This is a genomic window from Nocardia sp. NPDC088792 (genome assembly GCF_044750615.1).
In the GTDB taxonomy this organism is placed as follows: Bacteria; Actinomycetota; Actinomycetes; order Mycobacteriales; family Mycobacteriaceae; genus Nocardia.
Map to the genome: position 1 here is coordinate 708675 of NZ_JBIVKC010000006.1, position 21519 is coordinate 730193.

General features: G+C 67.2%; 20 protein-coding genes and 1 riboswitch. Of the genes, 13 read left to right on the forward strand and 7 right to left on the reverse strand.

The window, feature by feature from the left end:
* Nucleotides 1-132: 132 nt before the first annotated feature.
* Nucleotides 133-2235 (forward strand): MMPL family transporter, encoded by a 2103-nt coding sequence (locus tag ACIP5Y_RS39540; protein WP_400357933.1) that lies wholly within the window; start codon nt 133-135, stop codon nt 2233-2235.
* 15 nt (nt 2236-2250) lie between these two features.
* On the forward strand, nt 2251-2892 hold the full coding sequence (locus tag ACIP5Y_RS39545; RefSeq protein WP_400357935.1) for a phosphatase PAP2 family protein: 642 nt from the start codon (nt 2251-2253) through the stop codon (nt 2890-2892).
* Here ACIP5Y_RS39545 and ACIP5Y_RS39550 read toward each other — a convergent pair.
* Nucleotides 2858-3760: a nuclease-related domain-containing protein gene (locus ACIP5Y_RS39550; protein ID WP_400357937.1), complete on the reverse strand. Its 903-nt coding sequence runs from the start codon at nt 3758-3760 to the stop codon at nt 2858-2860. The two genes, ACIP5Y_RS39545 and ACIP5Y_RS39550, sit on opposite strands and share 35 nt — an antisense overlap.
* A gap of 223 nt (nt 3761-3983) precedes the next feature.
* Nucleotides 3984-5762, reverse strand: a complete 1779-nt coding sequence (locus ACIP5Y_RS39555) for a GMC oxidoreductase (protein WP_400357939.1) — start codon at nt 5760-5762, stop codon at nt 3984-3986.
* 158 nt (nt 5763-5920) lie between these two features.
* On the opposite strand from ACIP5Y_RS39555, the gene ACIP5Y_RS39560 reads away from it, so the two are divergent.
* The 7 genes from ACIP5Y_RS39560 (at nt 5921) to gcvP (ending at nt 13114) form a co-directional block, all read left to right on the forward strand.
* Nucleotides 5921-6532 (forward strand): CDP-alcohol phosphatidyltransferase family protein, encoded by a 612-nt coding sequence (locus tag ACIP5Y_RS39560; protein WP_400357941.1) that lies wholly within the window; start codon nt 5921-5923, stop codon nt 6530-6532.
* A gap of 70 nt (nt 6533-6602) precedes the next feature.
* On the forward strand, nt 6603-7001 hold the full coding sequence (gene gcvH, locus ACIP5Y_RS39565; protein ID WP_400357943.1) for a glycine cleavage system protein GcvH: 399 nt from the start codon (nt 6603-6605) through the stop codon (nt 6999-7001).
* 187 nt (nt 7002-7188) lie between these two features.
* Complete coding sequence (garA, locus tag ACIP5Y_RS39570; RefSeq protein ID WP_397004460.1) at nt 7189-7665, forward strand: glycogen accumulation regulator GarA; 477 nt, start codon at nt 7189-7191, stop codon at nt 7663-7665.
* 11 nt (nt 7666-7676) lie between these two features.
* Nucleotides 7677-8492, forward strand: coding sequence for a MerR family transcriptional regulator (locus tag ACIP5Y_RS39575; RefSeq protein ID WP_397004458.1), 816 nt, complete (start codon nt 7677-7679; stop codon nt 8490-8492).
* 160 nt (nt 8493-8652) lie between these two features.
* The gene (locus ACIP5Y_RS39580; protein ID WP_397004456.1) at nt 8653-9126 is read left to right on the forward strand and encodes a bifunctional nuclease family protein; all 474 of its coding nucleotides are present in this window, start codon (nt 8653-8655) and stop codon (nt 9124-9126) included.
* 196 nt (nt 9127-9322) lie between these two features.
* On the forward strand, nt 9323-9889 hold the full coding sequence (locus ACIP5Y_RS39585) for a MerR family transcriptional regulator (RefSeq protein ID WP_397004454.1): 567 nt from the start codon (nt 9323-9325) through the stop codon (nt 9887-9889).
* A 117-nt stretch (nt 9890-10006) separates the two neighbouring features.
* A riboswitch (glycine riboswitch) is annotated at nt 10007-10104 on the forward strand.
* A 166-nt stretch (nt 10105-10270) separates the two neighbouring features.
* Nucleotides 10271-13114, forward strand: a complete 2844-nt coding sequence (gene gcvP, locus ACIP5Y_RS39590; RefSeq protein ID WP_400357946.1) for an aminomethyl-transferring glycine dehydrogenase — start codon at nt 10271-10273, stop codon at nt 13112-13114.
* 87 nt (nt 13115-13201) lie between these two features.
* On the opposite strand, the gene ACIP5Y_RS39595 is transcribed toward gcvP, so the two are convergent.
* From ACIP5Y_RS39595 to ACIP5Y_RS39615, 5 genes are all read right to left on the reverse strand, one after another.
* A complete protein-coding gene (locus ACIP5Y_RS39595) occupies nt 13202-13618 on the reverse strand; it encodes a hypothetical protein (protein ID WP_397004450.1) in 417 nt (138 codons plus the stop codon).
* Between the two features lie 70 nt (nt 13619-13688).
* Nucleotides 13689-15362: a substrate-binding domain-containing protein gene (locus ACIP5Y_RS39600; RefSeq protein ID WP_400357947.1), complete on the reverse strand. Its 1674-nt coding sequence runs from the start codon at nt 15360-15362 to the stop codon at nt 13689-13691.
* Between the two features lie 124 nt (nt 15363-15486).
* Nucleotides 15487-15756, reverse strand: a complete 270-nt coding sequence (locus ACIP5Y_RS39605; RefSeq protein ID WP_400357949.1) for a WhiB family transcriptional regulator — start codon at nt 15754-15756, stop codon at nt 15487-15489.
* Between the two features lie 38 nt (nt 15757-15794).
* Nucleotides 15795-16346, reverse strand: a complete 552-nt coding sequence (locus ACIP5Y_RS39610) for an HNH endonuclease (RefSeq protein ID WP_400357951.1) — start codon at nt 16344-16346, stop codon at nt 15795-15797.
* A gap of 82 nt (nt 16347-16428) precedes the next feature.
* The gene (locus ACIP5Y_RS39615) at nt 16429-16581 is read right to left on the reverse strand and encodes a hypothetical protein (RefSeq protein ID WP_400357953.1); all 153 of its coding nucleotides are present in this window, start codon (nt 16579-16581) and stop codon (nt 16429-16431) included.
* A gap of 247 nt (nt 16582-16828) precedes the next feature.
* Between ACIP5Y_RS39615 and ACIP5Y_RS39620 the strand changes: the two genes are divergently transcribed.
* The 4 genes from ACIP5Y_RS39620 to ACIP5Y_RS39635 all read left to right on the forward strand — a co-directional run bounded on the left by ACIP5Y_RS39620 (nt 16829) and on the right by ACIP5Y_RS39635 (nt 21495).
* Nucleotides 16829-17800, forward strand: coding sequence for a LysR family transcriptional regulator (locus ACIP5Y_RS39620; protein WP_400357954.1), 972 nt, complete (start codon nt 16829-16831; stop codon nt 17798-17800).
* 75 nt (nt 17801-17875) lie between these two features.
* Nucleotides 17876-19546, forward strand: coding sequence for an AMP-dependent synthetase/ligase (locus ACIP5Y_RS39625; protein ID WP_400357956.1), 1671 nt, complete (start codon nt 17876-17878; stop codon nt 19544-19546).
* Between the two features lie 102 nt (nt 19547-19648).
* Entirely contained in the window at nt 19649-20899 is a 1251-nt protein-coding gene (locus ACIP5Y_RS39630) for an NAD(P)/FAD-dependent oxidoreductase (protein WP_400357957.1), read from the forward strand.
* Nucleotides 20896-21495: an SGNH/GDSL hydrolase family protein gene (locus ACIP5Y_RS39635; RefSeq protein WP_400357959.1), complete on the forward strand. Its 600-nt coding sequence runs from the start codon at nt 20896-20898 to the stop codon at nt 21493-21495. Before ACIP5Y_RS39630 ends, ACIP5Y_RS39635 begins: the two co-directional genes overlap by 4 nt.
* Nucleotides 21496-21519 lie beyond the last annotated feature (24 nt).

Consider the following 21519-nt stretch of genomic DNA (forward strand, 5'->3'; position numbering starts at 1 on the left):
CCCCGTGCACCGTTGAGAGGTTGACCACACTCTCCACGGCCGCCCTATGATGCCGTCAATATGAGGCTGCCCGCGCGTGCGGGCGGCCGCGGCCAGGGCGGGGGAGTGCATCGACACGGAGGGAAGCGCGGCGTGATCACGAAACTGTTCACTCCCGCGCTCCGGGCGCCCAGGGTCGTGCTCGTCCTCGTCGGTATCGCATTCGTGCTGTGCGGCCTGCTCGGTGTGCATGCGCCGGCCCGGCTCTCCAATGGCGGTTTCGTGGCCACCGATTCCGAATCCGCCCGCGCCGCCGACATTCTCGATCGCGACTACGGCGTATCCGGCACACAGCTGGTGCTCACCGTCGAATCCCCGGGCGGCGCACAGAGTCCCGCGGCCGTCACCCGGGGCGGGGAGATCGCCCGGCAGCTACAGGGCGATCCGCGGATCTCGACCGTGGCGTCGCCGTGGACCGATCCGGCCGCGAGCGCCGCGCTGACGAGTACCGACGGCAGCATCGGCCTCATCGTCGCCACCGTGCGTGGCGACGAGAACCACGCACCCGCCAGCGCCCGCGAGCTCGCCGACAGCTACCGCGGCACCCGGGCCGGCGTCACCGTGCGCGCCGGCGGCCAGGCCATGGTGTGGGCGGAGACAGGGGACCAGACCCAGCGTGATCTCGGCCTGGCCGAGGCCATCGCGCTGCCGCTGACCTTCCTGCTGCTGGTGTGGTTCCTCAGAAGCCTGGTGGCCGCGGCCATCCCGTTCGTCACCGGAGTGGTCGCCATCGCCGGGGCGACCGCGGTGCTCTACCTGCTCACCTTCGTGGTGCAGCTGTCGGTGTTCGCGCTGAATATCGTCACGGCCATCGGATTGGCGCTGGCCATCGACTATTCGCTGCTCATCATCGGGCGGTACCGGGAAGAGATCGCGCGCGGGCGGGATCGGCCCGAGGCGCTCACCCTGGCCATGCGCCGCGGCGGGCGGGCCGTGGCCTTCTCCGGGATCACCGTCGGCATCGCGCTGCTCGGCATGCTGTTCCTGCCCATGAACTTCCTGCGGTCGCTGGCCCTGGCCGGGCTGGCGGTGGTCGCGCTGTCGATCGTGCTGGCCCTCACCTTGGTGCCCGCGCTGCTCATGTTGCTCGGCGAGCGGATCAACCGGAAACCCTTGCGCGAGGCGCGACCCGTGGAACAACAGCTGCTCTATCGCGTCGCGCGCGCCGTCCAGCGCCGCCCCGCGCTGTGCGCGCTGCCGGTGCTCGCCCTGCTGATCGTGTTGGGTGCGCCGATCTTCGGGCTGAAGCTCGGACTGCCCGACGACCGAGTCCTGCCCGCCGCCACCGAATCCCATCAAGTGGGTGACCTGCTGCGGGATCGGTTCGCGGACAATGCCACCGGTGCCGTGGACATCCTGGTCACCGGGGCCGACACCGATGTCGGCGCGTATGCGGTTGCGCTGTCGAAGGTTCCGGATGTGGACGGGGTGAGTCCGCCCACCGCAGGGCCCGGCACCGTACTCCTCACGGTCTCGACCCACCTCGATCCGTACTCGGACGCCGCCGTGCGGCAGCTCGACGCCCTGCACGCCGTCCCCGCCCCGGCCGCCACCTTGTTCGGCGGCCTGGCCCAGCAGAACGCGGACGCGGCTTCCGGTGTCGCCCAAGGTTTTCCGAAGGCCGCCGCCTGGATCGCGATCATCACCTTCGTGCTGCTGTTGCTCCTCACCGGCAGCGTGGTGCTCCCGTTGAAGGCCCTGGTCCTCAACGTGCTCTCGCTCTCCGCCGGTTTCGGCGCCATGGTGTGGATCTTCCAGGACGGCCACCTGGGCGGCCTGGGCACCGACGCCACCGGCTACACCATCGGCACCCTGCCGGTGCTGTTGTTCTGTGTGGCCTTCGGCCTCTCCATGGACTACGAGGTGTTCCTCCTCGCGCGTTTCACCGAAGAGTGGGAACACTCCGCGAAAACCCGAGACGATAACGACACCGCGGTAGCGCTGGGTATCGCCCGCTCCGGCCGCATAATCACCGCCGCCGCCTTACTCATGGCGGTCGTGTTCGCGGGCATCGCCGCCAGCGGGGTCACCATGAACCGCATGCTGGGCCTGGGGTTGGCCGTCTCCGTGCTCATGGACGCCACCCTCGTCCGCATGGTCCTCGTGCCCGCCTTCATGCGCCTGATGGGCACCGCGAATTGGTGGGCTCCGCGTCGCTCGAAACCGCTGCTGGAGAAGGCCGCGCTGCGGGAGTGACCTAGGGTGCAGGGCGTGACTCGATCGACCGTCCCCGCGCCCGCCTGGACCGACGGCCCGGCCCGCCGGGCCGTGCTGCCGGTGTTGATTCTCGTGGCGGTGGTGGTCACCGTCGTTGTGCCGCAGTTCTTTCCGCCTGGTGGCGGGTCGACCGGCTTCGATCGGGTGCTCGAGCAGCACATCCATGCGGCGTTCGACGCGCATCGGACCGTCTTGCGAGTGCTGGTGTTCCCGAGTGATTCGCCGTTCGTGATCGCCATGCTGGTCGTGTCGGCCGGGTGGTTCGCCTATCGCCGGCAGTGGTGGCAGGCGGGGTTCGCGCTGGTGGCGCCGGAGCTGGCCGTGGCGGTGAATTCGTTTCTGCTGAAACCGTTCTGGGAGCGCAAGCTCGATCACTATCTGGCGTATCCCAGCGGGCACACCGTGCAACTGGTGGCGGTGGTGACCGCGTTCGCGCTCGCGAGCGAGTCGGTGCGGGCCCGCGTGGTGGTGGCCGTGGTCATGGTGGTGGTGCTGCCCGCGGTCACCATCGGGATGGTGGGGTTCGGATACCACCATCCGACGGATGTGATCGGCGGGACCGCCGCGGCCTTCGCCCTGGTGGGCGCGATGTACCTGCTGTTTATCCGGGTCCGTACTGCAGGATCCCGGCAATGATCATCCACGCGATCCACAGCACCGCCACCACCATGCCCAGGGCCAGCATCACCCGCAGTACGCCGCGGCCGAAATCGAACTCGCCGGGGCGGCGCGGGTAGAGCCGCCACGGGCTGTACCAGGGCTCGGGGACGCGCAGACCGCGGACCGAGGTGGCGGCCTCGCGTTCCAGGCGGGCCTGCTCGTCGGCATAGGCCTCGGCCTGCGCCTGCTGCGGGCCGCCGTGCCAGAGCGTGATGTCGACCGGGCCCAGGAAGCCCTCGTTCAGCAGATCCTGCGGCGCGGGCAGGTACGGCAGAATGCCGAGGCCGCGGAAGGCCCACGCCACATCATTGGCCGACCACTGCGGCCGGCCGCGGGACAGCAGGCTCACGAAATGGTCGCGCATGCGCCGCGGATCATCGCCCAGCAGCACCTGGAAGCTGGGATCGGTCCACATCTGCCGCACCTGGATATTCGATCCCGGCTGCGGCACCACCAGCACCACACCGTGAATGACCCGCTGCCCGAGACCCCGCTCGGCCAGCCAGTTCTGCAGTGCGAAGGTGTGATCGCGGGACCGATCCAGCGGAGTGCGCTTATCGCCGCCCTCGAAGTTGATGATCCGATCGCCGATCCGCCACGGGCCGTTCACCGGCACCTGCAGCTCGCCGTCCATGCGCTCGGTCAGCTCTTCGGCCTCGATGACCACGCAGCTGGTCGGCGTCCACACCACGGCATCGAACGGATAGAGCCGATCGCCGTGGAAGAGACTGCAATTGACGGTGGCCACGCCCTTGGGATCGGAGCTGCCCTTCCAGGTGCGCAGCCAATCGATGAGCACCTTCTCGGCATGGCTGCCGGCGGTGTTCTGCACTCGGACGAGCATCGGCTCTCACCTTCCCCGTCGAATCGATACCCGGAATGGTACGGACGCGCTGGCCCGGCGGCACAGATTTACCGCCCGCCGTGTGTCGCCCCCGCGGAACGCCGCCGCCCGGACCCATCGAGGGGTCCGGGCGGGGGAATCGATCGCGTTGGCGCACACGAGAATCCAAATTACAGGCGGGTGCGCCGATCTGCTCGGTCGACGGGGTTTTCGACGCTGACGATCACGCGTCCCGGGAGTGCCGGGAGTGCCGGTGGACGGGCAGTTCCGGGTCGGTCGGCCAGGTGTCGGCGGCCGGGTACCGGGCGTCCGCCGCCGAATACCCGGGGTCCATCGGGAAGATCGGCAGCCGTAGCGCACCCGGGGCAAACACCGGCACGGTCGGATGATTGGGCGCGACGGGAGAGATGCGGCGGTAGGGCGCGCCCAGTGGCGGGCGGGTATCGGCCTCGTTCCGGTTGGGCCAGAACGCCATTGCGCGCTCGGCCTGCGCGGTGATGGTCAGCGACGGGTTCACGCCCAGATTGGCGGTCACCGCCGAACCATCGGCGATGTGCAGGCCCTCGTAGCCGAACACCCGCTGATACGGGTCCACCACACCCGATTCCGGCCCCTCGCCGATGACACAGCCGCCGATGTAGTGGGCCGTCGCGGGGATATTGAACACATCCATGATCAGGCTCTGCACGTCGCCGTCCACCTTCTTACCGAAGCGGCGGCCGATCTCGTGCGCCATCGGGATCCAGGTCGGATTCGGCTTGCCGGTGCCCTGCTTGGTCTTCAGCTGCCCCCACTTGCGGTAGGAGGTCAGCGAATTGTCCAGCGACTGCATGACCAGCAGGATCACCGACTTGTCCGAGGCCCGGTGCGCATTCAGGCTGCGCGCGAACACGATCGGATGCAGCAGGATGGCCAGCAGGAACCGCAGGAACCGGAAGGCGCCACCGTCCACGATCGGCACCGACAGCGGGAACAGGCCGTTCTGGCCGGAGCCGTAGTGGCACACCTCGATATGGGTATCGGCCTCGGGATGAATAGAGGAGGTGATGGCGATGCCCTGCGCGAAATCATCGCGCTGCCGGCTCACCACATTGAGGATGGCCTCGGAGTTGGACCGGGTCAGCTCACCCAGCCGCGGTGACAGCGCGGGGAGTACATCGTCGTCCTTCATCTTGTGCAGTAGTTTCTGGGTGCCCAGCGCGGCCGCCGCGAACACCACCTGCTCGGTGGTGAACACCTTGCGCTGCTTGCGAACCCAGCGATCGGAGCGTTCGGTCTCCACCGCGTAGCCGCCGCCGGTCATGGGCCGCACCTTGGTGGCGGTGGTCAGGTCGAACACGTGCGCGCCGGCCTGCTCGGCCAGGTAGAGGTAGTTCTTGGGGGTGGTGTTCTTGGCATTGTGCGGGCAGCCGGTGAAGCAGCGCGCGCAGTGGATACAGCCGTTGCGGCGCGGGCCCGAGCCGCCGAAGTACGGGTCGTCCACCTCTTTGCCGGGGGCGTCCTCGTTGAAGAACACGCCCACATTGGTGGGGTGGAAGGTGTCGGCGACGCCCATTTCCTCTGCGACGGACAGGATCACCTCGTCGGCGGGGGTCATGCGCGGGTTCTGGGCCACGCCCAGCATGCGCTGCGCCTGGTCGTAGTACGGCGCCAGCTCGCTGCGCCAGTCGGTGATGTGCGACCACTGCCGATCGGTGTAGAAGTTCGGCAGCGGCTCGTAGAGCGTATTGCCGTAGATCAGCGACCCGCCGCCCACTCCGGAGGCGGAGAACACCGCGCACTTGCCGAGCACGCTGATCCGCTGGGTTCCGGTCATGCCCAGCCGGGGCGCCCAAATGGCTTTGCGCACATTCCAGTTCGTCTTGGGGATGTCCTCGGCGTTCCAGCGGCGGCCGGATTCGAGCACGGCCACCCGGTAGCCCTTCTCGGTCAGGCGCAGCGCGCTGACGCTCCCCCCGAAGCCGGAGCCGATAACAACGACGTCGTAGTCGAAGTCGGGCATGGTCTTTCCTCTCGCAGCTGGAACCCACATCAATGAGAAGAATAGGCTGTCATTCTCTCACCGACCTACTATGGCGGCGACCATATCGTTTACAGTCTCCCCCGGAAGAACGGCGTGCCCGTATGGTGACGCCGAAGTGATTGCGGTAAGACCGGGTTGTGACAACCGAGCGCAACGCCGAACCGGTCTACAGCGACCGTATCCTCACCGTGCCCAATGTGCTGAGCGTGATCCGGCTGATCGGCGTCCCGGTTCTCCTGTGGCTGCTGCTGGCCGAGAAGGCCGACGGCTGGGCCTTCGCCCTGCTGATCCTCAGCGGCGTGACCGACTGGGCGGACGGGAAACTGGCTCGGCTGCTCGATCAATCGTCCAAACTCGGCGCGCTGCTCGACCCGCTGGTGGACCGGCTGTATCTGGTGGCGACCCTGGGCGGCTTCCTGATTCGTGGCATCCTGCCCTGGTGGCTGGTGGCGATCCTGGTGGGCCGCGAGCTGATCCTGTTCCTCGCCCTCGGTGTCTACCGGCGCCGCGGGCTGCCCCCGCCGGACGTGATCTACCTGGGCAAGGCCGCCACCTTCGCGCTCATGTCCGCCCTGCCGTGGATCCTGGCCGGGCAGATGGACTGGGCCGCCGCAGGTTTCAGCCGGGCCTTCGGCTGGGCATTCATGATCTGGGGTACGGCGGCATACATCTGGACCGGCATTCTCTACCTGGGCAAAGCCATCGCCGTCGCCCGAGCTATACCGGCCGCGTCGCACCAAGATCGGTAGCCGATAGGCTGTGCGGCAGACGGATCGACGATGATCCCGAGAGGAACGGCCCGTTGAAAGGACACCGCCTGTGAGCGACCTCCCCGAGGACCTGCGCTACACCGAGGAGCACGAGTGGGTGCGCAGACTCGAACCGACCCGGGTTCGGGTGGGAATCACCGACTATGCGCAATCACAGCTCGGTGACGTCGTGTTCGTGCAGCTGCCCGGTGCGGACGCGGACGCGGCCGCCGGCGAAGGCATCGCAGAAATCGAGTCCACCAAGAGCGTTTCCGACATCTACGCCCCGTTCGCGGGGAAAGTTGTTGCGGTGAACGAACTTCTGGACGCCGAGCCGGAGACGGTCAACTCCGATCCCTACGGCGACGGCTGGCTCTTCGAACTCGAGGTCGAGGACGCTGCGACACTCGATGCCGCGCTCGGCAAGTTGCTGGATGCCGCAGGTTATCAAGGAGTTATCGGAGGCTGAAGTAGCCTTCACAGTTCTACCTGCACGGGTACGCCCTGGCAGGGTACGGTCAATGCCAACAGATGTGCCGGCAGCCGGTGCCCGGGGTTTTTTCCCGGACCTGCCCGAAGCGGGGAGCGGCCGGTGGCCGCATCGCTGAAGGCAGCAACTGCTTGCATGATTATTCGGTTCGAGGAGGAGAGCAAGGGTGAGCGAGAACAAAGACCCGGGTTACCAGGAGACGGCAGCAGAGACCACTTCGGTGTTCCGCGCCGATTTCCTGAACGAGGTCGACACGTCGCGCACCGAGCAGACCGGCGAGCAGCCGGTGCAGGGAGTCGAGGGCCTGCCTCCGGGCGCGGCCCTGCTGGTGGTCAAGCGTGGCCCGAACGCCGGTTCGCGGTTCCTGCTCGACCAGCCCACGACCTCCGCGGGACGCCATCCCGACAGCGACATCTTTCTCGACGACGTCACTGTCAGCCGTCGCCACGCGGAGTTCCGTCAGGACGACGACACCTTCCAGGTCGTCGATGTGGGCAGCCTGAACGGCACCTACGTGAACCGGGAGCCGGTGGACTCCTCGGAACTGCAGAACGGTGACGAGGTCCAGATCGGCAAGTTCCGCCTTGTGTTCCTTACCGGTCCGCGCCCCGCGTCGAGTGAATCGGCGGCGGGCGCTCTATAGGACCGACGGGAATGACAGGCGCAGCGCAGTGGACGCGCGGAGGTATGTCGATCGGCTCCGTGCTGGATCTCCTGCGTCCGGATTTTCCGGACATCACTATTTCGAAGATCCGATTCCTGGAGTCGGAAGGCCTGATCAGCCCGGAGCGCACCCCCTCGGGATACCGCCGTTTTCATGTGGCGGACGTCGAGCGGCTGCGCTTCGTGCTGACGGCGCAGCGGGATCAGTACCTGCCGCTGAAGGTGATCAAGGAACAGCTCGAAGCGATCGACAGCGGTGCGGCGACGCTCGGCGTGCGGGAAGCCCGCGCCCGGGCGGGTGCCGGCCCCGCGCTGGCGCCCGCTCCGGGAGATATAGCTGCAGGGGATGCCATGGCGCCCAACGGGGGAAGTCGCCCGCGGCGGCTCGGTGTCGTGCCCGGTGAGGTGTCGCCCGAGGAGCTCCGGTTCGATCACGAGATCCGGATTCCGCGGGCGGACCTGCTGTCGCAGGCGGGAATCGACGAGAAGTTCCTGACCGAGTTGATCCGTGCCGGGCTCATCACCCCGGGCGCGGCCGGCTACTTCGACTCCGATGCCGTGACGCTCGCGCGCACCGCCAAGGCGCTGAGCGAATTCGGTTTGGAGGCAAGGCATCTGCGAGCCTTCAAACTGGCCGCGGATCGGGAGGCGGCCATGGTCGCGCAAATCGCCGCGCCCATCGCCAAGAGCCGCGACGCGGATGCCCGTGCGCGCGCGGAGGAGACGGTTCGCGAGTTGGCGGCACTGTCGCTGACCTTGCATACCTGCCTCGTGAAGACCTCTGTGCGCGCTTCACTCGGAGGCTGAAATCTTCGCCTAGACTCGGTGATACGGCCGACTCGATAGGCAGGGCTCGACGGCCGGCGAGTGTATTGGGAGGCAGTGCCATGAGTGAGCGAAGCGAGCGAATCATCAAACACAGCGCGCCTTCGCGCATGGTCGTGGCGAGCGTTAGCGAGGCACGGCCATGAGCGAAATGCGTGTGATCGGCATCCGTGTCGAGCAACCACAGAACCAGCCCGTGCTGTTGCTTCGTGAGGTGTCCGGTGACCGATACCTACCGATCTGGATCGGGCAGGCCGAGGCGACCGCGATCGTGCTCGAGCAAGAAGGCGTGACGCCCATCCGTCCGCTCACGCACGATCTGATCAAGAACCTCATCAAGGAGCTGGGGCACACCTTGAAGGAGGTCCGGATCGTGGACCTGCAAGAGGGCACCTTCTACGCGGATCTGGTCTTCGAGAACAATCTGCGGATCTCCGCGCGGCCGTCGGATTCGGTGGCCATCGCCCTGCGGGTGGGTTGTCCGATCTATGCCGAGGAGCCGGTGCTGGAAGAGGCCGGTCTCGTCATGCCGGACGAGCGCGAGGACGAAGTCGAGAAGTTCAAAGAGTTCCTCGAGTCTGTTTCTCCCGACGACTTCAAGGCGACGGACAGCTGACCAGTTCCTGACCTGGCGATGATCTCCCCGCGTGATAAAACCGTGTCTCTACCTCAGGTTTAGGGTGAGAAACACGCACTCCGCCAAGCTTTGAAGCTGCCGATCCTGCCGCGACAATCGAAGAGTAGCCTCGATTGTTAGGCCACGCTCCAGGTCGATGACAAGCGCTGATAGGCACGCAGTAAGGGAGTAGTCAGTGGGAGATCAACCGCAACCTCAGGATGTGGTGCAGCCAGGGCTGTTCCCCGACGACACGGTGCCGGACGAACTGGTCGGCTACCGCGTCCCCAGCGCCTGCCAAGTGGCCGGCATCACCTACCGCCAGCTGGATTACTGGGCCCGCACCGGGCTGGTCGTGCCGTCCATTCGCTCCGCCACCGGATCGGGTAGCCAGCGGCTCTACTCGTTCAAGGACATCCTGGTCCTCAAGATCGTCAAGCGGCTGCTCGACGCCGGTATCTCGCTGCAGAACATCCGCATCGCGGTGGATCACCTGCGCAGCCGCGGCGTCGAGGATCTGGCCGGCATCACCCTCTTCTCCGATGGCGCCACCGTCTACGAATGCTCCTCGCCGGAAGAGGTAGTCGATTTACTGCAGGGCGGACAGGGCGTGTTCGGCATCGCCGTCGGCGGGGCCATGCGCGAATTGACCGGGGCCATCGCCGCTTTCCCGGCCGAGCGGGCCGAGAGCGGCACCGCCTCGGATCGTCCCGAGGACGAGCTCTCCTTCCGCCGCAAGGCCCGCATGAGCAAGACGGGCTAGAAACGCCGGATCGGGACTGTACGACACGCACGCTGACCTCTCTGTCAGCGTGCGTTTTTGTGAAATCGACCCAGGCAACATTCTCGTAACCTGGGTCGAATTAGACTGGCGTTGCGTCGCAGCCGTGCGGGAGAGTCCCGGGCCGAAAAGCCCGGGCGCCGAAGGAGCAAAACCTCCCCGTCAATCTCTCAGGCACAAGGGACCGTGCGGAGTTACGACGCCTCTGGAAAGCGGTGGCTTCGGGCCACCCGCCCATGGTGAAAGGGCAACGGCCACAAGCGTGGCCGGGGCTTGAATCTCTCAGGCGCCGAAGACAGAGGGGGAGGGCAGACGAACGAGTCGACCCCAGCGGTCGACCCCGCCCACCCCTTTGGAGCAGCCGTGATCTGGACTCGATCCTTTGCCGACCGCCACATCGGCCCCGACAGCGGCGAACTGGACCGCATCCTGGCCACCGTCGGCGTCGAGTCGCTGGACGAGCTCGCCACCCGCGCCGTGCCCGCCGGCATTCTCGACCCCGTCGCGGAGAACGGCCTGGCCGCGCTCCCGCCGGCGCTGTCCGAGCACGAGGCGCTGAGCGAGCTTGCGGCACTGGCGAACTCGAATACCGTGGCCACCTCCATGATCGGGCTGGGCTACTACGACACCCACACCCCGCCGGTGCTGCTGCGCAACCTGGTCGAGAACCCCGCCTGGTACACCGCGTACACGCCCTACCAGCCCGAGATCAGCCAGGGCCGGCTCGAGGCGCTGCTCAACTTCCAGACCATGGTGGCGGAGCTGACCGGCATGGAGGTGGCCAACGCGTCCATGCTGGACGAGGCCACCGCCGCGGCCGAGGCCATGACCCTGCTGCAGCGGGCCAACCGCAAGAGCAAGTCGCACCGACTGCTCATCGACGCCGATCTCTTCCCGCAGACGCGCACGGTGCTGACCACCCGGGCCGAGCCGATGGGCATCGAGCTCGTCGAGGCGGATCTGTCCGGTGGCGAGCTGCCCGAGGGTGAGTTCTTCGGTGTGCTGGTGCAGCAGCCGGGCGCCTCCGGTCGTGTCGTGGACTGGGCTCCGGTCATCGCGGCGGCCCACGAGCGCGGTGCGCTGGTGGCGGTCGGCGCGGATCTGCTTGCGCTGACCCTGATTACGCCGCCCGGTGAACAGGGCGCGGACGTCTGCTTCGGTACCACCCAGCGTTTCGGCGTGCCGCTCGGCTTCGGCGGCCCGCACGCGGGATATCTCGTGGTGCGCGAGGCGCATGCGCGGCAGCTGCCCGGCCGCCTGGTCGGCGTCTCGGTGGACGCGGACGGCAATCTCGCCTACCGCCTCGCACTGCAGACCCGTGAGCAGCACATTCGCCGCGAGAAGGCGACCTCGAACATCTGCACCGCGCAGGTGCTGCTGGCGATTCTGGCCGCCATGTACGCCTCCTACCACGGCGCGGACGGGCTGCGGTCCCTCGCGCGGCGGGTACACGGGCATGCGCAGTGGCTGGCCGCGGGGCTCGGCGATGCGGTCGTGCACCAGACGTTCTTCGACACCGTGCTGGTGAACGTGCCCGGCGGTGCGGAAGCCATTGTGGCCAAGGCCAAGGGCCGCGGCATCAATCTGCGCCTGGTCGATGCCGATCATGTGAGCATCGCCTGTGACGAGGTCACCACCGACACCCACGTGGTCGACGTGCTGGACTGCTTCGGCGCCGAGATCCCGGTGGGCCCGGAGGGTGCGCTGTTCCACGGTAAGCAGCGCCCGCACATCGAGGTGCGCACCTCGGAGTTCCTGACCGCGCCGGCGTTCACCAGGTACCGCACCGAGACCGCCATGCTGCGTTACCTGCGCGCGCTGTCGGACAAGGATATTGCGCTGGACCGCAGCATGATTCCGCTCGGTTCCTGCACCATGAAGCTGAATGCCGTGGCCGAGATGGAGTCCATCACCTGGCCGGGCTTCAATCGGGTGCACCCGTACGCGCCGGTCGAGGACGCGCCGGGCCTGATCAAGCTGATCGAGGATCTGGAGGGCTGGCTGTCCGCGGTCACCGGCTACGACCGGGTCTCGTTGCAGCCCAATGCCGGTAGCCAGGGCGAGTACGCGGGCCTGCTGGCGATTCGCCGCTACCACCTGGATCGTGGTGACTCGCACCGGGATACCTGCCTGATCCCGTCCAGTGCGCACGGCACCAATGCCGCCTCGGCCGCCATGGTCGGCATGCGGGTGGAGGTCGTGAAGACCCGCCCCAACGGCGATATCGATCTGGATGATCTGCGCGCCAAGATCGCTGATCATGCCGACCGGCTGGCCTGCATCATGATCACCTACCCGTCCACGCACGGCGTGTACGAGCACGAGGTGGCCGAGTTGTGCGCGCTGGTGCACGATGCCGGCGGCCAGGTGTATGTGGACGGCGCGAACCTGAACGCGCTGGTCGGGCTTGCCCGTCCGGGCCGGTTCGGCGGCGATGTCAGCCACCTGAACCTGCACAAGACCTTCTGCATTCCGCACGGCGGCGGCGGTCCCGGCGTGGGCCCGGTGGCGGTGCGCGAGCACCTGGCGCAGTACCTGCCGGGTGATCCGCTGGTGCAGGGCTCGCATGCGGTGTCGGCGGCCAAGTACGGTTCGGCTTCGATCCTGCCGATCACCTGGTCCTACATCCGCATGATGGGCGCCGACGGCCTGCGCCGCGCCACGCTGACGGCCATCGCGTCGGCGAATTACATTGCGCGCAAGCTGGATCCGCACTTCCCGGTGCTCTACACCGGCGACAACGGCATGGTCGCCCACGAGTGCATCCTGGATCTGCGCGAGATCACCAAGCGCACCGGCGTCACCGTCGACGATGTGGCCAAGCGCCTGGCGGACTACGGTTTCCACGCCCCGACCATGAGCTTCCCGGTGGCGGGCACGCTCATGGTGGAGCCCACCGAGAGCGAGAACCTCGAGGAGCTGGACGCTTTCATCGAGGCCATGATCGCCATCAAGGGTGAGATCGATCAGGTCGAGGCGGGTGTGTGGCCGGTGGAGGACAATCCGTTGCGCGGCGCCCCGCATACCGCGGAATGCCTTGTCGGCGAGTGGAATCACCCCTACAGCCGGGAGACCGCGGTCTACCCGCGCGGGGTGAAGCACCAGTTCCGGGCCAAGGTGTGGCCCTCGGTCCGGCGCATCGACGGCGCGTTCGGTGATCGCAACCTGGTCTGCTCCTGCCCGCCGATGGACGCCTACGCGGAGTAACGGCGACACTCGGAAAAGCTCGGAAATGCACTGCGCCCCACCGGTTCGCACCGGTGGGGCGCAGGTCTTTCCGGAGGGGCCACAGCCTCAGGCCGTGGTCGGCTTCCAGGTCGCGATCGCCCAGATGACGAGTGCGTCGAGGGCGATGATGAGCAGCGACCAGGCCGGGTAGTAGGGCATCCACAGGAAGTTCGCCACGATCGAGAGGGCCGCCATGATCATGGCCCCGACGCGGCCCCAGGTGGTCCCGGTCATCAGCCCGTACGCGGTGATGATGACGAGGATGCCCACGATGATGTGGATCCAGCCCCAGGCATGCGTATTGAACTTGTAGATGTAGTCATTGGTACCGACGACCAGGAGGTCGTCCGAGGACGCGGCGGAGATGCCCTCCAGGATCGACAGCGCGCCGATGACCAGCATCAGCACGCCCGCCCCGATGGAGGTTCCGGCGGCCAGACCTTGTTTCAGCGTGGGCTCGGGAGTACCTGTACTGTGTGCCATTCGCCGAATATGCCACGGGTTTGCCGGGAAATCGGGAAGGAAGCGCCGACGTGTTGCTGGGTCGGTGCGGCTACGGCGTCGTGAGGGCCCCGGAGACGGCGGTTCCGAAGGCGAGCTCATTGCTGGCGTCGACCTTGGTGTAGGTGCCACCCGTGCGCTGGGTCAGAGTTTGCAGTGTCTGGGTGCCCGCGCCGCCGATCACGATGACATCCACGCGCACCGGATGGGCCGGGTCACCGGCCGCGGCGATATCGGCGAGCAGTTGATCGCCGGTCAGCGCGGAGTCGTCCTCGGGGCCGTGGGTGATGAGCAGGATCGAATTGGTGCGCCCGGCGGTGTAGTTGACGACCGCGGCCTTGTAGGCGGCTTCGAGCGTCGGGTAGGCGCGATCGGCCTTGGTGGAATCGGGGGAGACGCCGGACAGTGCCTGGTCGATGGCGTTGCGCTGGTCCTGGGTCAATTGCGCGGTGGGCGTGAGGACCTTGTACGGGGTGTCGCCATTGAGGTTCTTGCCGTAGGTCCAGACGCCGAGCCCGAAATCGGGCGGCATGACGTTCATGGTGGATTCCAGGGCGCCGATGGAGTTCGCGAGCCGGGTGAGGCTGCCGTCCTGGGTGCTCATGGTGGAGGACACGTCCAGCAGTACGGTGGCCTGTACGCCGAGGATCGGGTGGGCGAGCAGTTGTGTCACCTTGTCCAGCACGGACTTCGGCGGTACTGCGGTGGTGGCCTGGGGTGCGGCGCCGAAACCGCTGTCGGTGAACAGCTTCGATTGTTCCGGGGCGCGCAGGAAGTCGGCGAACAGGCTCGCGATCGCGTTCTGCGTCTGATCCACCCAGGTCCCGGTGAGCTGGGCCGCCGGATAGTCGGCGACGGGACCGTTGCCGGTGGGCCGGAATACCGTGAGGCCGTTGTGCGCGTGGATCTGCTGTTCGGTGGCGGCCACGGCGTGCAGCGGGGCATTGGCATCGGCGGCCGCGGCCAGATCATTGAGCGCGGTGGCCACATCCTTTTCGGGCGGCGCGCCCGCGGCGAGCCCGGAGATCGCCGAGATCACCTGTCCTGTGGCGACGGCCTTGTCGTCGAGCGGATCGGTGCCGGAGATGTCCGCGCCCACCTGTTCGGCGACGGCCAGCGACGCGTCACCGGCGGGCACGGCCAGATTCAGCTTGCCCCAGGCAGCGAGGTTGATACTGCTCAGCGAGCCCTGTTGCAGCCGCGGCAGATCCGACCATTTGATCTGCGCGGCTTCCAGCGCGCGGCGCAAGGGGTCCGGGACCGCGAGGGAAATGGGACTGACCGCGAGCGAGGCCGGAGTGCCGGCGATGAGGCCGGGCACCCGCATCTGCTCGATCGCGCGGGAGGACTGCGGGATCCAGAGCCCGGGCTGCGGGCCGAGGTTCTTGTCCCAGGGTTGGGCCGAGGTGAACGAGGTGACCATGGCCGCGGTGGGCTGCGGGTTCACGACCACCTGCGCGCAGTGGTCGCGCACGTGCGGCTGGGTGCTGTCGAACCGATCGGCCGCGGCCTTGACCGGGGCCGCGATGGCGGGGTCGACGGTGACATCGAGGGTGCTGGTGCCGTCCAGGCAGGATCCGGCCGCGGCATTGTCGCGTTGCTTGGCGTGATTGGACAGCCACGCCCAGCCGACGAAGGCGAGCGCTAGGACGAGTACCGCCGCCACCGCGATAACCGGTCCTTTGCTGACACCTCGTGAACCGCCGGTGGCGCGATGAGTACCCACGGCGATCAGTGTATGTTCACGGCATTCGGGCCACCTGTACCAGGCGGTTACGCGAAAAGCCGACCGGCATGGCAGCGGCGGCTACCGTTCAGCACGGTAGCCGCCGCACCGGACCAGCCGGTCCTTATTCCCTGATCATCTTGCCGCGGTCGAACTCGTGCCCGCCCCAGACGCCGGACTGGCCGGTGCCGGTGGCGAACTCGGCGCATTCGCGGCGGATCGGGCAGCCTGCGCAGATCTTTCGCGCATAGTCGAAGTCCTGCGACGGGTACGGGAACCAGGCCTCGTGGTTGGGGTCGCCCTTGCACGCGGCGTGCTGCCAGTAGTCCTTCGAGTCGGAAATGGGGAGCAGATCCGCCAGGGTGGTCGGCTCCCGAAGTGCTGTGGTCGTCATCGGATCTTCTCCTTTCGTGCCCGATAACTCAGGGGTGATCAGTGGGTTGTCGTGGCCAGGTCTTTCCAGATCCGGCGCTGGGCCTTCTCCATATCCTTGGGAGCTCGCGGCTCCCACAGCAGGCGCATGCCGGCCTCTTCGGGAGTCCGGTCCGCCTTGTGCGAATTGCACGGGCCGCAGGCCGCGATCAGGTTTCCCCAGGTATTGGGGCCACCGCGGGACCGCGGGCGGATGTGGTCCACGGTGCGGGCCCACCCGGCGCAGTACCCGCAGCGGAACTGATCACGCCGCAGGATGGCGCCGAGGGTGGCCCGGCTGTTCTCGTCGGCGACCAGGATCCGGTGCTCGAGGTAGATGTAGCGGTGCAGCCGGATGGTCTCCGGGAGCGCCATCTCCAGGTGCTTCGAGCGAATCGGGAAGTGCGGCTGCCGGTCTGCGACGGTCTCGGCGGCGCCGCCGAGCAGCAGCACCACCGCGCGTTCGGCGCGGATCGTGGTCAGCGCCTCGTAGGAGGCGTTGAGCAGCAGCACACCTGCGTGTATCCAGTTGTCTGCGGTTATCTCCGGGTCGTCGACAGAAGGGAACAGCATGGGGGTCACCATGTTTCGTGAGGACGCTCGATGTACCGAATGTGATCGAGCGGACGAGGCGGGAAGGGGAGAGAGCGACGGTCTAGGCGAACGTCTGGAGACGGCTGATCTGCTGGCTGTCATCGAGCCGTCCCAGCGGCAACGCGAGGTGTTCTACGTAGGCGGGAGTCATGCCGTCTCCTCCTTCCTGCGGGTAATGACCGGTGTCGGTCGGGTGATCGTTGGTGAAAGTCATGGTGACACAACGGCCATGCGTTGTCGGGTGATTTTTCGCCCCCGGGGATGACCGCACAGGTTCAACGAACGGATACCCGCGTTTGTTCCAGGAGGCGCAGGTCACATTGGGGCACTATCATAGCCGGTGGCACGGTGGGTGAGATTCACTGGTACGCAACCGAGTTGGCGGCGGATGTGTCCGCTCGGTTCATCGCCGGTTACCTGCCGCGGCTACCGTGACGGGTACTCGGAAGGAGACCGGCGTCATGGAGATCCGACATTTAGTCTCATTCATTACGATCGCCGAAGAGTTGCATTTCGGCCGCGCAGCGCAGCGCCTCCACCTGACCCAACCAAGCCTGTCCGCCCAGCTACAGAAGCTGGAGAAGTCGCTCGGGGTCCAATTGGTCGCCCGTAATTCCCACGAGGTCCGGCTCACCCCCGCCGGGCGCGAGTTCGAGCTGCAGGCCCGGCAGATCGTCGCTCACCTGGACCGGGCCGCCCGGGTCGCCAAGGCCACCGCGGAGGGCCGCGCGGGCACCCTCAATATCGGCTACAACCTCCCGGCCAGCCGGCATGTCCTACCGGACACGCTGGTGCGCATGACCGAACGCCATCCCGATGTGGTGGTGTCGCTGTGGGAGAAGCGCACCGGACCACAGCTGGCGGGACTGTCCGACGGCTCCCTCGACATCGCCATGGTCTACGGCCATCCCAGCACCTCGGACTTCCGGTATCGCAAGTTGTTGCACCGGGTCCCATTGGTGGCGGTGGTGGGGCGGCGGCACCGCTGGGCCGATCGCCCGGGGGTGCCGTTCGCGGAACTGCAGGGCCAGGAGTGCGTGCTGTTCCAGCGGGACCAGTGTCCGGCCATGTACGACGCCATCTTCCGAGCCGCCGCGCAGGCCCGGATCTCGCTCAGCGTGGCGCATCACGCCGATGACCCGGGCGCCACCGCGCACATGGTGTCGGTGCGGCCGCTGGTGGGCTTCGCCTCGCTGCCGCGCGCGATCTCCATGGGTATGGGTTCGCCCGGCAGTGGTTCCGTCGCGGTGAAGTTGTCGGACCCGGTACCCACACTGGATTTGTACGCGGTGTGGCGGGCGGAGGAAACGAATCCGGCGGTCGCTGCCTTTCTGGATTGTGTGGAGTCCGCCGATGCACCGGAGCCGGTGCCGTCGCTGGAACCGGCGCAGTTCGATGATGCGCGTCCGATGACGGCGGCGGCGATTCGATAGGCAATTACTCTCGCACGGTAGGAACAATGGTGCGGGCGGCGACGAGAATGATTGTCGCCGGACAGAATTCGACTTGTGAATATTGTGCCTCTGGTCGACAGGTCCATGACCGGAAACGGTTTCGAACCGGCCGCCAATGCGAGTTTGTACGCAATCGTCGCGGAGGCGGCGCAGCGGAATCCGGAACGGCATACCCTCGCCGCGGGGGAGGATATGCCGCTCACTTGCGCCGAATTCGACACCCGGGTGCGGGCGGTCGCCTCGGCGCTGCTCGACCGCGGGGTGGCGGCCGGGGATCGGGTGGTGATTCTCGGGCGCACGAGTCTGGAATGGGCGCTGCTGGATTGCGCGGCGCTCGCGATCGGTGCCGTCGTGGTGCCGGTGTATCCGACCTCGTCGGCCAGCCAGATCGAGCACATACTGCGCGACAGCGGCAGCAGGTTCTTCGCGGCCGAGACGGGCGAGGACGCCGAGCGGCTGACGGCGGCGGGTGCGGCGGAGGTGTGGTCGTTCGGCGATATCGCCGGATGGGCCGCGGGCCCGCTGCGAGCGGATCTGGCCGCGCGGGTCGCGCAGGTGACGGTGGACGACCTCGCCATGATCGTCTACACCAGCGGCACCACGGGTTTGTCCAAGGGCTGCATGATCACCCACCGCAATATGTATGTGTCCGCGGCGAATACGGTCCGCCAGACCGGTGCGCTGTTCGACGGCACCACCGCGCTGGCCCTGCCGCTGTCGCACGTCTTCGGCCAGACCATGTTGTTCGCCTGCCTGTTCGGCGGGGCGCGCACCCATCTGCTGCCGGGTATTCCGGATCTGGTGCCCGCGCTGGCGCGGCTGCGGCCCACCTTCCTGGCCCTGATTCCCTACGCGCTGGAGAAGATTCGCAAGCACTGCCGATCGCTGCTGACCGAGGACGCCGAACGGGAGGCGGTGGTGACCGGATTGCTGCAGCTCACCGGGGGCGAAGCGGTGGCGCCGCAGGATCATCCGGTGGCGGCCGCACTGGGTGGCCGGCTGCGGTATGTCATCTCCGGCGGCGCCTCGCTCGATGATTCGACGGCGGGGTTCTACGCGGCCTTCGGCACGGTGATCCTCAACTGCTACGGCCTCACCGAGGCGGCGACCGCGGTGACGGTCAGCGCGCCGGAGACCAATCGGGTAGGGACCGTGGGCAAACCGATTCCCGGTACCGCGGTGGCGATCGCCGGCGACGGTGAGGTGCTGGTCAGCGGCCCGCACGTCTCGCCCGGCTACTGGGGTGCGGCGGAAGCGCAGCGTCCGGTGGACGAGGCGGGCTGGTTGCACACCGGTGATGTGGGTGAGCTCGACGACGGATACCTGCGGATCACCGGGCGCAAGAAGGAGATTCTGGTGACCTCGGGCGGCAAGAACGTCGCGCCGGCGCCGCTGGAGGATCGGGTGCGGCTGCATCCGCTGGTCAGCAATTGCATGGTGGTGGGCGAGGGACGGGCGTTCGTGACGGCGCTGGTGACCCTGGACGCCGAGCGGGCCGCAGCGTGGCGGCTGGACCATCCCGGCGCGGATCCGGCGGCGGAGATCCGGGCATCGGTCGAGGACGCCAATTCGCTGGTGTCGCGGGCCGAATCGATTCGTGAGTTTCGCATTGTGGCAGGTGATTTCACCGTTGCCAATGGATTGTTGACCTCCTCACTGAAACTGCGGCGGGCGGCCATCGCCGAGGTCTATTCCGCAGATATCGATCAGCTGTACCGGCGATAGCCGAGGCCGATCGGCCGATGAATTACGGTGCCGCACCGTGGTTCCGGCCGTTCGGTGCCGACAGACTCGAAATGAAATTCGACGACCGGAAAGTGATCAGTCATGTACGACGTCATCGTTGTCGGTACGCGGGTGTCCGGCGCTTCGCTGGCCATGCTCCTGGCCCGCAAGGGGTATCGGGTGCTGGCGGTGGATCGCGCCACCTTCCCCAGTGACACACCGTCCACCCACTACATTCATCAGGCCGGTCTGAGCCTGCTCCAGACCTGGGGTCTGCTGGATCGGGTGGTGGCCACCGGCTGCCCGCCGGTCCGGCATCTCAACTTCACATACACCGATATCGATATTCGCGGGATGGCGGATCCGTCGGCCGACGGCATCGACGTCGTGTACTGCCCGCGCCGCACGGTGCTGGACAAGATCCTGGTCGACGAGGCCGGGACCGCCGGTGCGGAGCTGATCGAAGGGTTCACCGTCACCGGACTGCTGCGTGACGGCGATCAGGTCGTCGGCATTCGCGGTCGCAGCGGTGAAGGCCCGGAACAGGAGTTCCGCGCGAAACTCGTGGTCGGCGCGGACGGTTCGGCCTCCACGGTCGCCAAGGAGGTGGGCGCGCAGGTGTACGAGGGTTCGCCCGCCGCGTGCTTCGTCTACTACTCCTACTACGACGGCATCGACTGGGGCATGAACCACCGCACCGGTTTCGGTGAGCAGCAGTTCGCGACCTGGCCGACCAATGACGGTCTGTACCTGGTGGCGGTCATGCGCAAGCGGGAGCGTTTCCGGGAGTTCCGCGCCGACCCGGATGCCGGTGTGCAGGAGATCGTGCAGCAGGTGGATCCGGAACTCGGTGCGCGCCTGCGGGACACGGGTAAGCGGGTGGAGCCGTTCCGGCCCATGCTGTACCCGGACAATTACCGCCGCCAGTCCTACGGGCCGGGGTGGGCGCTGGTCGGTGACGCGGGCTATCACAAGGATCCGTTCACCGGCTGGGGCATCACCGATTCCTTCAAGTACGCCCAGCTGCTGTCGGATCTGGCCGATGAGAGCCTGTCGGGCGGGCGGCCTTTCGAGGAGACGCTGCCGGAGTACCAGCGCGAGCGCGACGCGCAGAGCGCCAGCACGTACGAACTGACCACCAGTATCTCCGAGCTCTCGCTGACGCCGTACTACGACTCGGTGTTCCGGGCGACCAGCATGAGCCCCGATTACACGAAGAAGTTCTTCGGCCTGATCGCCGGTCTCTACCCGTCGGAGAAGTACTTCGGTGAGGTCGAGCTCGCCGAACTGTACGAGCAGGTCGGATTCCCGGTGGACAAGCGGCATGTGAGCAAGGCCGAGGCCGCGCTGTGAGTGCCCCGGGCCTGGTCGCCCTGGGCGACAGTTTCGTGGAAGGCCGCGGCGATCCCGCCGCGGCCGGCGGTTACCGCGGGTGGGTGCCCCGGCTCGGCGGGCAATTGGGATTGCGGCCGAGCGTCATTCGCAATCTCGGGACGCACGGGGCCACCACCGGCGATGTGGTCGGGCGGCAACTGCCGGTGGCCGCGCGCGCGGAGCTGTACGGCGTGGTGGCCGGCGTGAACGACCTGGTCAGCGCCTTCGACGCGGACCGGTTCGAGGACAATCTGAACACGCTGTTCGGCACCTTGTCCGCCACCGGTGCAACTGTTTTCACCGCCGACTATCCGGATATTCCGGCACGGCTGCCGGTTCCGGAGGGTTTCCGCGCACTGCTGCGCGAGCGTTTCGCCTTCGCCAATGCGGTCATGGCCCGGGTCACCGCCGACCACGGAGTACTGCTGCTGAATCTCTCGGCCCGTCCCGATTGGGAACTGGCCGGCACCTGGACCGAGGACGGCCTGCACCCCAGCCCGTCCGGCCACCGTCTTTTCGCTGCGGCCGCAGCGGAACTCATTTCGTCGACCACCGCTACCACCGTCGCCGCCTGACCGGCGCGACGGCCACGGTTCGAG

Coding starts and splice junctions, on each gene's coding strand:
- ACIP5Y_RS39605 (WP_400357949.1), bottom strand. CDS start 15,756: ATGACGACCACAGCACTTCGGGAGCCGACCACCCTGGCGGATCTGCTC.
- ACIP5Y_RS39615 (WP_400357953.1), bottom strand. CDS start 16,581: ATGACTTTCACCAACGATCACCCGACCGACACCGGTCATTACCCGCAG.
- ACIP5Y_RS39595 (WP_397004450.1), bottom strand. CDS start 13,618: ATGGCACACAGTACAGGTACTCCCGAGCCCACGCTGAAACAAGGTCTG.
- ACIP5Y_RS39575 (WP_397004458.1), top strand. CDS start 7,677: ATGACAGGCGCAGCGCAGTGGACGCGCGGAGGTATGTCGATCGGCTCC.
- ACIP5Y_RS39620 (WP_400357954.1), top strand. CDS start 16,829: ATGGAGATCCGACATTTAGTCTCATTCATTACGATCGCCGAAGAGTTG.
- ACIP5Y_RS39630 (WP_400357957.1), top strand. CDS start 19,649: ATGTACGACGTCATCGTTGTCGGTACGCGGGTGTCCGGCGCTTCGCTG.
- ACIP5Y_RS39580 (WP_397004456.1), top strand. CDS start 8,653: ATGAGCGAAATGCGTGTGATCGGCATCCGTGTCGAGCAACCACAGAAC.
- ACIP5Y_RS39555 (WP_400357939.1), bottom strand. CDS start 5,762: ATGCCCGACTTCGACTACGACGTCGTTGTTATCGGCTCCGGCTTCGGG.
- ACIP5Y_RS39610 (WP_400357951.1), bottom strand. CDS start 16,346: ATGCTGTTCCCTTCTGTCGACGACCCGGAGATAACCGCAGACAACTGG.
- ACIP5Y_RS39550 (WP_400357937.1), bottom strand. CDS start 3,760: ATGCTCGTCCGAGTGCAGAACACCGCCGGCAGCCATGCCGAGAAGGTG.